This window comes from Caulobacter sp. GW821-FHT09H08, assembly GCF_059415885.1.
On sequence record NZ_JBWKOC010000001.1, the window covers coordinates 174621 to 187484 of the forward strand.

Annotated in this window: 13 protein-coding genes; 6 read left to right on the top strand and 7 right to left on the bottom strand. The window is 69.6% G+C overall.

Features of this window, described 5'->3' with window-relative positions:
* The first annotated feature begins 4 nt into the window (after nt 1–4).
* The 4 genes from gcvPA (at nt 5) to AC07NN_RS00960 (ending at nt 3915) form a co-directional block, all read left to right on the top strand.
* Nucleotides 5–1351 (top strand): aminomethyl-transferring glycine dehydrogenase subunit GcvPA, encoded by a 1347-nt coding sequence (gene gcvPA, locus AC07NN_RS00945; RefSeq protein WP_494637280.1) that lies wholly within the window; start codon nt 5–7, stop codon nt 1349–1351.
* Nucleotides 1348–2922, top strand: coding sequence for an aminomethyl-transferring glycine dehydrogenase subunit GcvPB (gcvPB, locus tag AC07NN_RS00950; RefSeq protein WP_494637281.1), 1575 nt, complete (start codon nt 1348–1350; stop codon nt 2920–2922). The genes gcvPA and gcvPB overlap by 4 nt, the downstream gene beginning before the upstream one ends.
* Nucleotides 2923–3055: 133 nt before the next feature.
* The gene (locus AC07NN_RS00955) at nt 3056–3475 is read left to right on the top strand and encodes a hypothetical protein (RefSeq protein ID WP_494637282.1); all 420 of its coding nucleotides are present in this window, start codon (nt 3056–3058) and stop codon (nt 3473–3475) included.
* Nucleotides 3472–3915 (top strand): hypothetical protein, encoded by a 444-nt coding sequence (locus AC07NN_RS00960; protein WP_494637283.1) that lies wholly within the window; start codon nt 3472–3474, stop codon nt 3913–3915. The genes AC07NN_RS00955 and AC07NN_RS00960 overlap by 4 nt, the downstream gene beginning before the upstream one ends.
* 21 nt (nt 3916–3936) lie before the next feature.
* Here AC07NN_RS00960 and AC07NN_RS00965 read toward each other — a convergent pair whose 3' ends face one another.
* The 6 genes from AC07NN_RS00965 to AC07NN_RS00990 all read right to left on the bottom strand — a co-directional run bounded on the left by AC07NN_RS00965 (nt 3937) and on the right by AC07NN_RS00990 (nt 7791).
* Nucleotides 3937–5025, bottom strand: coding sequence for a 2OG-Fe(II) oxygenase family protein (locus tag AC07NN_RS00965; RefSeq protein ID WP_494637284.1), 1089 nt, complete (start codon nt 5023–5025; stop codon nt 3937–3939).
* Between the two features lie 163 nt (nt 5026–5188).
* The gene (locus AC07NN_RS00970; protein WP_494637285.1) at nt 5189–5698 is read right to left on the bottom strand and encodes a F0F1 ATP synthase subunit B; all 510 of its coding nucleotides are present in this window, start codon (nt 5696–5698) and stop codon (nt 5189–5191) included.
* A gap of 10 nt (nt 5699–5708) precedes the next feature.
* Complete coding sequence (locus AC07NN_RS00975) at nt 5709–6242, bottom strand: F0F1 ATP synthase subunit B family protein (protein WP_494637286.1); 534 nt, start codon at nt 6240–6242, stop codon at nt 5709–5711.
* A 128-nt stretch (nt 6243–6370) separates the two neighbouring features.
* Nucleotides 6371–6595, bottom strand: a complete 225-nt coding sequence (locus AC07NN_RS00980) for a F0F1 ATP synthase subunit C (RefSeq protein WP_004615714.1) — start codon at nt 6593–6595, stop codon at nt 6371–6373.
* 48 nt (nt 6596–6643) lie between these two features.
* Nucleotides 6644–7405, bottom strand: coding sequence for a F0F1 ATP synthase subunit A (locus AC07NN_RS00985; protein ID WP_494637287.1), 762 nt, complete (start codon nt 7403–7405; stop codon nt 6644–6646).
* Nucleotides 7406–7410: 5 nt separating this feature from the next.
* Nucleotides 7411–7791, bottom strand: a complete 381-nt coding sequence (locus tag AC07NN_RS00990; RefSeq protein WP_494638153.1) for an AtpZ/AtpI family protein — start codon at nt 7789–7791, stop codon at nt 7411–7413.
* Between the two features lie 358 nt (nt 7792–8149).
* On the opposite strand from AC07NN_RS00990, the gene AC07NN_RS00995 reads away from it, so the two are divergent.
* Together AC07NN_RS00995 and AC07NN_RS01000 are read left to right on the top strand one after the other, a co-directional pair.
* On the top strand, nt 8150–8542 hold the full coding sequence (locus tag AC07NN_RS00995; protein WP_494637288.1) for a DUF6481 family protein: 393 nt from the start codon (nt 8150–8152) through the stop codon (nt 8540–8542).
* Nucleotides 8543–8641: 99 nt separating this feature from the next.
* Entirely contained in the window at nt 8642–9415 is a 774-nt protein-coding gene (locus AC07NN_RS01000; protein ID WP_494638155.1) for a TSUP family transporter, read from the top strand.
* Here the strand turns inward: AC07NN_RS01000 and AC07NN_RS01005 are convergent.
* The gene (locus tag AC07NN_RS01005; RefSeq protein WP_494637289.1) at nt 9412–12855 is read right to left on the bottom strand and encodes a chromosome segregation protein SMC; all 3444 of its coding nucleotides are present in this window, start codon (nt 12853–12855) and stop codon (nt 9412–9414) included. The two genes, AC07NN_RS01000 and AC07NN_RS01005, sit on opposite strands and share 4 nt — an antisense overlap.
* Nucleotides 12856–12864: the final 9 nt, after the last annotated feature.

Sequence of the window (12864 nt, forward strand, 5' to 3'; positions counted from 1 at the left end):
CAGTATGCGCTACCTTCCCCTCACCCCCGAAGACCGCGTCGAGATGCTCGGCGCGATCGGCGTGAAGTCGATCGACGACCTCTTTATCGACGTGCCGGCCTCGGCCCGCCGCGACGGAACCGTCGACCTGCCGCTGCACGCCGGCGAAATCGAAGTCGAGCGCGAGATGGCGGGCCTGGCCCGTCGCAATCGCGCCGCGGGGGAGGGACCGTTCTTCTGCGGGGCCGGCGCCTATCGCCACCACGTGCCGGCCACGGTCGACCACATCATCCAGCGGTCGGAGTTCCTGACCAGCTACACGCCCTACCAGCCGGAAATCGCCCAGGGCACCCTGCAGGTCCTGTTCGAGTTCCAGACCCAGGTCGCGGCCCTGACCGGCATGGAGGTGGCCAACGCCTCGCTCTATGACGGTTCGACCGGCGCGGCCGAGGCCGTGATGATGGCTCAGCGCGTCACCCGCCGGAACAAGGCGGTGATGTCGGGCGGCGTCCACCCGCACTATGTCGAGACCATCGAGACCCTGGCCCACGCGGCCGGCGTCACGACCCAGGCCATGCCCGCGGCCGTCGACGCCGAGGATGCGGTGATCGCCGCCATCGACGCCGACACCGCCTGCGTCGTCGTCCAGACCCCGAACGTGTTCGGCACGGTCACCGACGTGACGAAGATCGCCGAAGCCGCCCACGCGGCCGGCGCGCTGCTGATCGTGGTGACGACCGAGGCCGTCTCGTACGGCCTGCTGAAGTCGCCCGGCGAGATGGGCGCCGACATCGCCGTGGCCGAGGGCCAGTCGATCGGCAACGGCCTGAACTTCGGCGGCCCCTATGTCGGCCTCTTCGCCTGCAAGGAAAAGTTCGTTCGCCAGATGCCGGGCCGCCTATGCGGCGAGACGGTCGACGCCGACGGCAAGCGCGGTTTCGTGCTGACCCTGTCGACCCGCGAGCAGCACATCCGCCGCGACAAGGCCACGTCGAACATCTGCACCAACAGCGGCCTTTGCGCCTTGGCCTTCTCGATCCACATGAGCCTGCTCGGTGAGACCGGCCTGCGCCAACTGGCGGCCCTGAACCACCAGAAGGCGGTCGCCTTGCGCGACGCCTTGAAGGCCGTGCCGGGCGTTGAAATCCTGACCCCGCGCTTCTTCAACGAGTTCGCCATCCGCGTGCCGGGCAAGGCCGCCGACGTGGTCGAGACCCTGGCCAACAACGGCGTCATCGCTGGCGTGCCGTTCTCGCGCCTCGACGCGGGCGCGGGCCTGGACGACGTGCTGCTGGTCGCGGCCACCGAGACCACGCTGGATATCGACATCACTTTCTTCGCCAAGCTTCTGACCAAGGTGGTGGGCCAATGAGCATGAACAACGTCGGCCGCCCCACGCGCCCCGAAGCCGCCAATGATGCCGGTGGTCACGAGACCCTGACCGGCGGTCGCGGTCTGCTGCAGGACGAGGCCCTGATCTTCGAACTGGACGGCTGGAACAAGACCGGCGTCGACCTGCCGGCCGCCACCGCCCCTTCGAGCGATCTGGCCGGCCTGCTGCGCGCCGAGCCGATCGGCCTGCCGGGTCTGTCGGAGCCGGAAGCCGTCCGCCACTACGTGCGCCTGTCCCAGAAGAACCACGCCATCGACCTGGCGCTGTATCCGCTGGGCTCGTGCACGATGAAGCACAACCCGCGCCTGAACGAGAAGATGGCGCGCCTGCCGGGCTTCTCGGACATCCACCCGCTGCAGCCGCAGTCGACCGTGCAGGGCGCCCTGCAGCTGATGGACCGCCTGGCCCACTGGCTGAAGACCCTGACCGGCATGCCCGCCGTCGCGCTGAGCCCCAAGGCCGGCGCCCACGGCGAGCTGTGCGGTCTGCTGGCCATCCGCGCCGCCCACGAGGCGGCCGGCAACGGCCACCGCAAGACCGTCCTGGCCCCGACCAGCGCCCACGGCACCAACCCGGCCACGGCGGCCTTCGTCGGCTACACCGTCGTCGAGATCGCCCAGACCGATGACGGCCGCGTCGACCTGGCGGACCTGGAGTCCAAGCTCGGCGACCACGTGGCCGCCATCATGGTCACCAACCCCAACACCTGCGGCCTGTTCGAGCGCGACGTCGTCGAGATCGCGCGCCTGACCCACGCGGCGGGCGCGTACTTCTACTGCGACGGCGCCAACTTCAACGCCATCGTCGGCCGGGTCCGCCCCGGCGACCTGGGCGTCGATGCGATGCACATCAACCTGCACAAGACCTTCTCGACGCCCCACGGCGGCGGCGGTCCGGGCGCGGGTCCGGTGGTGCTGTCGGAAGCCCTGGCCGCCTTCGCGCCCACGCCCTGGCTGACCCACGGCGACGACGGCTTCTCGATGGTCGAGCACGCCGGCGAGGAGGGGGCCGCGACGGCCTTTGGCCGCATGAGCGCCTTCCACGGCCAGATGGGCATGTATGTCCGCGCCTATGCCTACATGCTGAGCCACGGGGCCGACGGCCTGCGTCAGGTGGCCGAGGACGCCGTCCTCAACGCCAACTACATCAAGGCCCAGCTGAAGGACGTGATGAGCCCGGCCTTCCCAGAAGGCCCGTGCATGCACGAGGCCCTGTTCGACGACGCCTGGCTGGAAGGCACCGGCGTGACCACGCTCGACTTCGCCAAGGCGATGATCGACGAGGGCTTCCACCCGATGACCATGTACTTCCCGCTGGTCGTCCACGGCGCGATGCTGATCGAGCCGACCGAGACCGAGAGCAAGCAGGAACTGGATCGCTTCATCGCGGCGCTACGCGCGCTCGCGGGCGCCGCCAAGGCCGGCGACGCCGAGCGGTTCAAGGGCGCGCCCTACCATGCGCCGCTCAAGCGCCTGGACGAGACCCAGGCCGCCCGCAAGCCCCGGTTGAGGTGGAAACCTGTGGCAGCGGCGCCACTCGCAGCTGAATAGCATTTTCCATACCCCCTTGCGACCAGAGGGCGCCTTTACGGCGCCCTCATCCCTCCACATATCGGGAGGGCGCGTCGGGGCGAGCTGGATCTTCCAGGGAGCAAGCGAGGCGCAAGCTCGTTTTGTCCCTCCCATGACTGCTTTCGCCCTCGCCATGCCGCGCGCCCGCCGCACCGCCGATGACCTCGCCCGTGAGCTCATTGCGCGATTCCTGCGCGTGGGGCTCGTCAGCCTGGGCGTCGTGCTGATCGCGGCCGGCGCGCTGATCGCGCCGCTGCCCGGTCCCCTGGGCCTGCCGCTGACCGTGGTCGGACTGATGCTGGTGCTGCGCAACTCGTTCAAGGCGCGCAAGCAGTTCGTCCGCTTCCAGCATGCCCACCCCAAGCTGATCTTCCCGCTGCGTCGCCTGCTGCGCCGCGAGCCCGAAGTCGTGCTGGTGGCCTGGCAACAAGCCCTGCGCATCGAGCGCCTGATCGTGCCGCGCAAGTGGCGGGCGGCCGTCCGCTGGCGCAAGTCGTTGAAGCGTCGCGCCCTAAAGCGTAACGGGCGGTGAGTCCCTCCGCCGCCGTCATAGACATCAAGCACAAGGTTCGGCGCCGCGCGCGACTGGCCCTGCTGCTGCGCGAGTCCGCGGCGCGCGCCTTTCGCTGGATCGCCATCGGCTTCGGCACGCTGGTGATCCTGGCCGGCGCGGTGCTGACGCCGCTGCCGGGCCACCTGGGCCTGCCGCTGCTCGTCATTGGACTGATGATCGTGCTGCGCTACTCGTTCGCGGCGCGGAAGACCTTCATCCGCTGGCAGAAGCGCCACCCCAAGCTGGTCTTCCCGATCCGCCGCCTGATGCGCCGCGAGCCGGAGGTGCTGCTGGTCGTCTGGCAGCAGATGCTCCGCACCGAGAAGCTGGTCCTGCGCAAGGCCCGCTGGCGCCTGCTGAAGAAGACCCGCAAGCGCGTGAAGCGCTACGTGGCGCGGAAGATGGCCAAGCCCGCCTAGGCCTGGCGTCTAGGCTGACGTCTAAGCCTCCTGGGCGGCCGGCTTGGCCGTGTAGCTGTACCCCTCGATCCCGACATGTCCGGCGTTGCGCTCGCGCACCTGGGCGGCAGCTTCGTCGTAGAGGAACGGCAGGAAGGCGTAGCGCTTGCCCCGGGTCACCGGCAGGGCCTCGTGCAGCAGCCCGCAACCGAACACCACGGCCCCGCCGGTCGGGGCCCGATAGGTCCTGGGACCGAACTCGGGGAAGCGCAGGTCGCCGCCCTCGTAGTCGCCCGCGTTCAGGTTGATGGTCACGGCGAAGCGGCGATGGGCGGTGCCCGCCGTGGTGTTGTCGCGGTGAGCCCGGAAGAAGCCGTGGTCGGCGGCGTCGTAGCAGGCGACCAGGTCGCGCTCCATCCGCGTGGCGGCGAAATTGAAGGCCTTGGCGATCTGCGGCGCCAGGCGGCGATGGATGCGGGCGCGGACGGCCTCGCGCAGCTCGCCGGGCGGCAGGACGAGGTCGCGGCGGACCTTGTGGCTGGCGTCGCGGATTTCGACCGTCTTGCCCTCCACCTCGCGCATGAAGCCCGAAGCCTGGCCGCCGTCGGCCTCGTAGGCGTCTATCAGGGCCTGGCAGAGGGAAGGTTCGAAGACGCGCGGCACGACCAGCACCGGCGCGAACAGCTCGACGCCGGCGTGAGCGGCCGGGACGGGCAGGTTGGGCAGGATCTCGGTGAGCCGGCCGGTGTCCTCGGGGGACAGGGTGGCCAGGACGCGGAAGCCGGGATCGATCAGCAGCCAGCCCGATTTCGTCCGGTCGTCCTCCAGGCCGCAGGCCCGGGTCGCGGCGCCGTCCTGATCCAGCATCCAGCGGACGCCGGGAACCTGATCCACCCGCGCGGACCACACGGCCTCGTCGCGGACCAGGCCGAAGAAGGCGATGGCTTCGCCGGTCAGCAGCGCGGCCTGCTCGGCCAGCAGGGCCTCGACCGTCGCGACGAACGCCGCGTCGCCATCGCCCACCAGCGCCAGCAGCAGGTAGCGGCCCGCGGCCGTATCGATCGCGTAGCGCGGATTGGCGCGGGTGAAGGCGCTGAAGACGGGCGCGGGATCGCCGGGCGTGGGCAGCATGAGGATCGGTTCGCTGTACTGGTCTCGTCGCCGAAGCGTCCGTCGCTTCTACATGCCCGGAGCCGCCCTGGTCACCCCCTTGGCCTTCCCCGGGCGAGCGCAAAGAAAAAGGGCGCGGACCTTGCGATCCGCGCCCTCTGTCTTGTCCGACGGACCCTCGCCGCTATTGCAGCTTGGCGCCCATCTGGCCGATCGCCGTGTCGATCAGCGGATCGCTCTTGGCGCCGGCGAGGCGGGCGGCCAGGACGGTCTCGGCGGCTTGCGCGGCGAGATCGACGGCGGCGGCCTTCACGTCGGCGGCGGCTTGAGCCTCGGCCTGGGCGATCTTGCGTTCGGCCATTTCGGCGCGGCGCTTGATCTGCTCCTCAAGCTTTTCCTTGGCTTCCTCGGCCAGACGCTTGGCGTCGGCCTTGGCGGCTTCCAGCATGCCCGTCGCCTGGCGCTCGGCTTCCTCGCGCTGGGCTTTCACGTCCGCGAGCAGGCCTTGGGCCTCCTCACGCAGCTTCTGGGCTTCGTCGAGCTCGGCCTTGATCTTGGCGGCATAGCCGTCGAGGGCGCCGAACAGCGCGCCCGGCAGGACCTTCAGCACGACCAGCAGGCCGAAGAAGATCACCAAGGCGACCAGAACCCAGAATTCCGGGTTCGAGAGGCTGAACAGGGATTCGTGTTCCATCTTCAGCTCCTTAGGCCAGGGCCGATTTCAGCTCGGCGGCGGTCGCCGCTTTGCCGGTCAGCTTTTCGACGATCGCGCTGGCGGTCTCCTCGGCGACCACGCGGACCTGGCTCATGGCCTGGTCGCGGGCGGCTTGGATCGAAGCTTCGGCCGCAGCCAGCTTCTCGGCCAGCACGGCCTCTTCCTTGGCCTGACGCTCGGCGGCTTCGGCCGAAGCCTTCGCCTTGGCGTCCGCGGCGGTCTTCTGGGCCTTGGCGCGAGCCTCGGCCACTTCCGTGGCGGCGGCGCGAGCCTGGGCTTCAGCCTCGTCCTTCATGCGACGGGCGTCGGCGATGTCGCCGGCGATCTTGGCGCCGCGCTCGTCGATCGCGCCGCTGACGCGGGGCAGAAGGCCCTTCGACAGCACCACGTAGAGAACGGCGAAGATGAGCAGCAGCCAAACGATCTGACCGCCCCAGTGCTCGAACTGCAGCTGCGGAAGGCCGCCGCTTTCGTGCTTGGGGGCTTCAGTCGTCTCGGTCGTGCCGTGATGTTCCGTCGCCATGGGCGAAGGCGCCTCTCAGCTAGAGCGTCTTCCGAGCTGGCCAGGAACGGCCGGCGTCAGGAGGACGCGAGAAAACAAAAGCATGGAGCGCGTCGCTTCCGATGAAGCGCCGCGCTCCAGGGGTCGGATTACGAGAACAGGATCAGGAAGGCGATGACCAGGGCGAAGATGCCCAGGGCTTCCGTCAGAGCCATGCCCAGGAACAGCATCGGGCGCTCTTGAGCGGCGGCGGTCGGGTTACGCAGAGCGCCTTGGAAGTAGTTGCCGAACATCACGCCCAGGCCAACGCCCGCGCCGATCATGCCGAGCATGGCCAGGCCAGCGCCGATGTACTTAGCTGCAGCAGCGTCCATGATAGAGACTCCTTAGGAAGGGTATTTGTTGGAAAGACTAAAGGTTGATCAGTGGCTGTCGAGGTGCACGACGTCGTTGATGTAGACGCATGCGAGCACCGCGAACACGAAGGCCTGCAGGAAGGCCACCATGAACTCGAGGGCCGTCAGGGCGACGACCGAGGTCAGGGCCAGGGCCGAACCGGCCCAGCCCAGCACGCCGAGACCGCCCAGGGCGATCACGAAGCCGGCGAAGATCTTCAGAACCACGTGGCCGCCCAGCATGTTGCCGAACAGGCGAAGGCCCAGGGTGACCGGACGGATCAGGAACGACAGGATCTCGATCGGCACCAGCAGGATGTACAGCACCGGGGGCACGCCAGACGGGGCGAACAGCTTGAAGAACTTCAGGCCGTTTTTGGCGAAGCCGACGGCGACCACGGTCAGGATGACCATCAGGCCCAGCGTCAGGGTCACGGCCAGCTGCGAGGTGGCGGTGAACACCAGGAACATGCCCTGGATGTTCATGAACAGCACGAACGCGAAGAGCGTGAAGATGAACGGCAGGAACTTCTTGCCGTCGTGGCCGATGATCGACTCCGCGAGTCCATCGACCAGTCCGTAGAGCATCTCGCCCACCGCCTGCAGACGGCCCGGCACGACGGCCTTGCGGGCGGCCAGGCTGTAGAAGGTGATGATCAGCAGGGCGGCCAGCATCATCGCGAACACGGAGTTCGTGATCGACAGGTCGATAGCGCCCAGGCCGGGAACGGTCACGGTGGGCAGTTCCACGATCTTCTTGATCTGGAACTGGTGCATCGGATCGGCCATCGGCCCTAGTCTCTCTTCTGCTTGGGGACGGTTGACCCGTCTCCCGTGTCTCCGCCGGCATTCCCTTGAGGGGACGGCGCCGACGCCTGCGCGCTCATTTTCATCGCCTTGCGGACGATGGAGAATATCGCGAGCCCGAGACCGATCAGCAGACCGCCGACCATGCCCCAGGGGCTCGTGTGGACGTAGCGGTCGAGCAACCAGCCGAAGCCGAGACCCACCAATACGCCCCCGATCAAATCCGCCAGGAGACGGTAGCCGTCCTGGGTGGCCTTCTCGGACGCGGCTTTCACCGGCCTTTCCGCCGCCTTCTTCGCCTCAAATGCGTCGAGCCGAGCGTCGAGGCTGTTGAAGGCCTTGTCGTTCGGTTCGTCGGCCTTGGGCATGGGAAGCGGCAGGTCCGAAAACGCCGCGGACACGCCAAAAAAGGCGCATTTCCGGCCGGCTTGATCGGCGCGGAACCTATAGACCTCGCTGCGGTGCGTCAAGGCGAGCGCTTCGCGGGTCAAGTGGCGGGAATACTTAAGGAATTAGCCCCTGGCTCCGGGGAGGGGCAAAACCATCCCCTTTCTTGGCGGATGAAGTTGCGAAGACGGGGCTACCGAACCCCGGGAACCCTTCCTACCTAAAGCGTGCTCTCTAGGCATCGCCCCTCATAGGCATGGGGCGACGGACCCGATGACGCATTGATTTTTTCGTCGATCTGGGCTTTAGAGCCGCCGCCTCCAAACAACACGAAGATTCATGTCGCACCTGAAGAACACCGGATTCGCCGATCGTATTTCCTCGCAGCAGGAAGCCAAGAAGGCCATGCTGGCCAAGTTCAAGGCCAAGCCGACCGTCCAGGATCCCGATTTCGACAAGCGTGAAGAGCTTCGCGCCGCCGAACTCGAAGCTGTCCGCGCCGCCCGCGCCGAAGCCAAGGAACTGGCCCGCCTGGAAGCCGTCGCTCGCCAAGAGGCGATCATGGCTGTCAAGCGCGCCGAGCGCAAAGAGCGCAAGACGGCGGAAGCCGCCGAGATGCGCGTCCGCAAGGAAGAGAAGGCGCAAGCTCGTGACGAGCTCCGCGCTCTGGGCAAGACCAGCAACAGCAAGGCTGACCGCGCCCACCAGTGGGCCAGCCTCTGGGGTAGCTGATCCCTTGAAGGATTGGACGGGGACCTTCGGGTCCCCGTTTTCGTTTCGGCTTCGACTTCGCGGAAGGGAGGCGTCGTGGGCTCGGTCCATTTCGAACTTCTGGTCGCCCTCTTCGTTGTCGCCACGCTCGCGAGCACGCTGGACGCCATCGCCGGCGGCGGCGGGCTGCTGACCCTGCCGGCCCTGCTGCTGGCCGGCCTGTCGCCGGTCCAGGCCCTGGGCACCAGCAAGCTGCAAAGCTCGTTCGGCTCGATCTCCTCGACCATCGCCTTCGCGCGACGGGGCATGATCGACTGGAAGACCGGCATACCGGTCGCCATCGCCGCCGCGATCGCCGGCCTGTGCGGCGCGCTCTGCGCCAGCCTGCTGTCGCCACAGCTGCTGCGGGCCGTCGTGCCCGTGCTGCTGATCGTCATCGCCCTCTATTTCGGCCTCTCGCGCGCCCTCAAGACCGAGGACGTCGCGCCGCGCATGGCGCTGATCCCGTTCGCCTGTTTCGTGGCCCCGCTGATCGGCTTCTACGACGGCATCTTCGGTCCAGGGGCCGGAGCCTTCTACATGGTCGCGATCGTCACCCTGCTGGGCTACGGCGTGCTGCGCGCCACGGCCCACACCAAGCTGGCCAACGCCGCCAGCAACCTGGGCAGCTTGTTCCTGTTCATCCTGAAGGGCGCGGTGCTGTGGCCCATCGGCCTGACCATGGCCGTCGGCGCCTTCCTCGGCGCCCAGATCGGCTCGCGCCTGGCCATGCGCTTCGGCCCCAAGCTGATCCGCCCGCTGCTGGTGACGATTTCGTGCGCCATGGCGGTGAAGCTGCTGGCGGACCCGACGAACCCGCTGCGGCATGCCGTGGTGGCCTTGTTCGGCGGCTAGGCCGCGACCAGCTTCTCGGCGGTGCTCAGGTCGACGCTGACCAGCTGGCTCACGCCGCGCTCGGCCATGGTGACGCCGAACAGGCGGTCCATGCGGCTCATGGTCACCGGGTTGTGGGTGATGGCGATGAAACGGGTCTGGGTGCGCCGGCGCATCTCGTCCAGCATGTTGCAGTAGCGGTCGACGTTCGCATCGTCCAAGGGCGCGTCGACTTCGTCCAGCACGCAGATCGGGGCCGGATTGGCCAGGAAGACGCCGAAGATCAGGGCGCTGGCGGTCAGGGCCTGCTCGCCGCCGCTCATCAGGCTCATGCTGGCCATGCGCTTGCCGGGCGGGCAGGCGAAGATTTCCAGCCCGGCTTCCAGCGGATCGTCGCTCTCGATCAGCTTCAGCTCGGCTTGGCCGCCGCCGAACAGGGCCTGGAAGAGGGTCTGGAAGTTGGCGTTGATCACGTCGAAGGCGGCCAGCAGGCGCTCGCGGCCTTCGGCGTTCAGCTCCTCGATGCCGGCCCGCAGCTTGGTCACCGCGCCCGACAGGTCGGCGCGCTCGACGCGCATGGTCTCCAGACGCCCGGCATATTCCTGGGCCTCTTCCTCGGCGCGCAGGTTCACCGGGCCGATGGAGTCGCGCTCGCGCTCCAGGGCGAACAGGTGAGCCTCGACCCCTGCGGCGTCCTTCGGCACGGCCACGGCCTCGCCGGCGACGTGGCGACCTAGCTCCTCGGGTTCCATGCGGGCCTGCTCGCGGATCGCCGAGGCGACCTCGGCGAAGCGCTGGCGGGCGCCGTCCAGGTGGGCGACCAGGGAGGCGCGTTTCTCGCGGGCCTCGCCGGCGGCCTGCTCGGCGGCGCGGGCGGTGCGGTCGGCGGTCAGGCGGGTGGTCTCGGCGGTCTCCAGGGCGTCGCTGGCCTTGGCGCGGCGGGCCTCGGCGGCGGCGAACTCGTCCAGCAAAACGAGCAGCTTCTCCTTCAGCGCCGTCGGCGCCTCGCGGGCGGCCTCCAGGGCGGCGGCGGCCTTCACGCGGTCGCCTTCGAGGGATTCCGTGCGCTTGCCGGCGGCCTCGGCGCGTTTGGCCCAGTCGACGCGGTCGCGCTCCAGGCTTTCCAGCCGGCGCTGGCGACCGGCGCGTTCGCGGGTCTCGACGTCCAGAGCCGTCCGGGCCGCGCTGGCGGCCTCGCGAGCCCGGGCCGAGGCTTGGCGGGCCTCAGCCAGCTGCGGTTGCAGGTCGCCCGAGGTCGCGGCGGCGGCCTGCGCTTCACGCGCCTGCGCCAGGGCCGCGTCCGCCTCGGTCTTCTCGGCCTCGAAGCGGGCGATGGTGTCGTCCAGCGACTGAGCGCGGGCGGCGCGAAGGGCCTGCTCCCGCTCGAACTTGGCCACCTGCTCGCGGGCGCCGTTCAGCAGGCGCTCGGCGTCGGGCGGGCCGCGGCGCTTGTCGCGCAGCAGGTCCTCGACGGCGCGCATGCGGTCGGCTGCGGACTTCAGGGCGATGGAAGTGGCCTCGGCGCGCGGGGCCATGATGTCGATCTCGGCCTCGACCTCGGACAGGCGCGTGCGCTGCTCCAGCCGCACGGCGGCGGGCCTGGGCGCGTCGGCGCGGGCCACGAAGCCATCCCAGCGCCACAGATCGCCGTCCTTGGAGACCAGGCGCATGCCGGGCTTCAGGTGCTTCTGCAGCGCGTCGCCGTTGGCGCGGGTCACGACGGCTACGTGCGAGAGGCGGGCGGCCAGGGCGGGCGGGGCCTTGACCAGCGGGGCCAGCGGCTCGGCGCCGTCCGGCCAGACCGGCGCGGGCGCATCGGCGCCGCCCCAATAGGAGGGCGCCTTGGCGTCCAGGGCCGCGTCCAGATCATCGCCCAGCGCCGCCGCCAGGGCCGCGCCATAGCCCTTGTCGGGCGCGACGCTGTCGAGAGCCGGCGCGTGGCCGCTCTTGGTGCGCGGCGCGGTCAGCTGGGCCAGGCCCCGGGCCTCGGTGCGCAGGCGCCCCAGCTGGTCCTCGACGCTGCGGGCCAGCTGGCGAGCCTGGGCCTCCTGCTCGGCGGCCTTCACCCGCTCGTTCTCGGCCTCCTCCAGCGCCGCGCGGGCGGCGGCCAGGGCGGTCTCGGCATTGGCGAAGCGCTGGCGGGCGTCGGCAGCGGCCGGGTCGATCTCGGGACCGACGGCGGCGCGCTCGGCCTTGGCCTGGTCGAGGGCGCGGTTGGTGCGATTGGCGCGGGCCTCTGCCTCGGAGAGGCGCGCCGCAGCGGCGCGTCCTTGCGCCTCCTCGGCGGCGACGCGGGCGGCCAGTTGCTCGACGGCGGCCTCGGCGGTGGCGCGGGTTTCCTCGGCGGCCTTGGCGGCGGCGGCCAGTTCGGGACCCCGCTCCGGCGCGGCGGCGACCAGGGCGCGGACCTCCTCCAGCTCTGGATCGATGCGCGCCAGCGCGGCGATGGCGTCGTCCTTGGCCTGCTCCTCGCGGGAGCGGTCGGCGTCGATGCGGGCCAGGTCGCTCCCGAGCCGCTCGAACTCGGCCGAGGCGGCCTCGGCCTCACGCTCGGCGCGGTCCTTCTGGATGGCCAGCTGGCCCAGGATCGCCTGGGCGATGGTCGCCTCTTCCCGCAGCGGCGGCATGGCGGCCTCGGCGTCGGTGATGGCGACCTGGGCGGCGGCGCTGGCGCGGGCGGTCTCCTCGACCAGGCGGGCGGCCTCGGTGGCTTCCCTCTGGGTGCGTTCCAGGTGATCGCGGGCCTCGGTCCAACGGGCGAAGAGCACCGCGCCCTGCACGGCGCGGATCTCGGCCGACAGGCGCTTGTACTTCTCGGCCTGCCTCGCTTCACGACGAAGCCGGTTCAGGGCCGTCTCCAGCTCGCGGGCCACATCCTCCAGGCGCGAGAGGTTGGTCTCGGCGGCGCGCAGGCGCAGTTCGGCCTCGTGGCGGCGGGTGTGGAGGCCCGAGACCCCGGCGGCCTCTTCCAGGATGCGGCGGCGGTTCTGCGGCTTGGCGCCGATCAGCTCGCTGATCTGGCCTTGGCGGACCAGGGCCGGCGAGTTGGCCCCGGTCGAGGCGTCGGCGAACAACAGCTGGACGTCGCGGGCCCGCACCTCGCGGCCGTTGATCTTGTAGGTCGAGCCCTCGCCGCGATCGATGCGGCGGACGACCTCCAGGATCGGGTCGTCGTTGAACTGGGCCGGGGCCGTGCGGTCGGCGTTGTCGATGGTCAGGGTGACGTCGGCGTGGTTGCGCGGCGGTCGCGCGCCGCTGCCGGCGAAGATGACGTCGTCCATGCCGCCGGCCCGCATGGCCTTGGCGGAGTTGGCGCCCATCACCCAGCGCAGGGCTTCCAGCAGGTTGGATTTGCCACAGCCGTTCGGGCCGACGATGCCGGTCAGTCCCGGTTCGATCCGGAACTCCGTCGGCTCGACGAAGGATTTGAAGCCCGAGAGGCGGAGGCGCTGGAACTGCACGGAGGCGCG

Bases quoted from the DNA above. Each gene is read 5' to 3' on its own strand.
- AC07NN_RS00980 (WP_004615714.1), bottom strand. From the start codon at position 6,595: ATGGACGCTGCTGCAGCTAAGTACATCGGCGCTGGCCTGGCCATGCTC.
- AC07NN_RS00965 (WP_494637284.1), bottom strand. From the start codon at position 5,025: ATGCTGCCCACGCCCGGCGATCCCGCGCCCGTCTTCAGCGCCTTCACC.
- gcvPB (WP_494637281.1), top strand. From the start codon at position 1,348: ATGAGCATGAACAACGTCGGCCGCCCCACGCGCCCCGAAGCCGCCAAT.
- AC07NN_RS00975 (WP_494637286.1), bottom strand. From the start codon at position 6,242: ATGGCGACGGAACATCACGGCACGACCGAGACGACTGAAGCCCCCAAG.
- AC07NN_RS00985 (WP_494637287.1), bottom strand. From the start codon at position 7,405: ATGGCCGATCCGATGCACCAGTTCCAGATCAAGAAGATCGTGGAACTG.
- AC07NN_RS00955 (WP_494637282.1), top strand. From the start codon at position 3,056: ATGACTGCTTTCGCCCTCGCCATGCCGCGCGCCCGCCGCACCGCCGAT.
- gcvPA (WP_494637280.1), top strand. From the start codon at position 5: ATGCGCTACCTTCCCCTCACCCCCGAAGACCGCGTCGAGATGCTCGGC.
- AC07NN_RS00995 (WP_494637288.1), top strand. From the start codon at position 8,150: ATGTCGCACCTGAAGAACACCGGATTCGCCGATCGTATTTCCTCGCAG.
- AC07NN_RS00970 (WP_494637285.1), bottom strand. From the start codon at position 5,698: ATGGAACACGAATCCCTGTTCAGCCTCTCGAACCCGGAATTCTGGGTT.
- AC07NN_RS00990 (WP_494638153.1), bottom strand. From the start codon at position 7,791: ATGCCCAAGGCCGACGAACCGAACGACAAGGCCTTCAACAGCCTCGAC.